Below are 347 nucleotides of genomic sequence, written 5' to 3'. Positions count from 1 at the left end.
TAGGAGTCGCATAAGGGAGAGCGTCGAGATCCCGGACACCATCGAATGGCGCAAAACCTTTCGCGGTATGGCATGATAGCGCCCGGAAGAGAGTCAATTCAGGGTGGTGAATGTGAAACCAGTAACGTTATACGATGTCGCAGAGTATGCCGGTGTCTCTTATCAGACCGTTTCCCGCGTGGTGAACCAGGCCAGCCACGTTTCTGCGAAAACGCGGGAAAAAGTGGAAGCGGCGATGGCGGAGCTGAATTACATTCCCAACCGCGTGGCACAACAACTGGCGGGCAAACAGTCGTTGCTGATTGGCGTTGCCACCTCCAGTCTGGCCCTGCACGCGCCGTCGCAAA

At 56.2% G+C, this 347-nt stretch carries 1 protein-coding gene; it reads left to right on the top strand.

Going from position 1 to position 347, the window contains the following annotated elements:
- Positions 1-112 precede the first annotated feature (112 nt).
- Positions 113-347, top strand: a 235-nt coding sequence (locus R0J87_RS18985; protein ID WP_218355565.1) for a LacI family DNA-binding transcriptional regulator, incomplete at its 3' end; no start/stop codon positions are given.

It is taken from the genome of Halomonas sp. SIMBA_159 (genome assembly GCF_046536035.1).
Classification (GTDB): Bacteria; Pseudomonadota; Gammaproteobacteria; order Pseudomonadales; family Halomonadaceae; genus Vreelandella; species Vreelandella venusta_A.
This window is presented reverse-complemented; position numbering and strand designations above follow the sequence as displayed.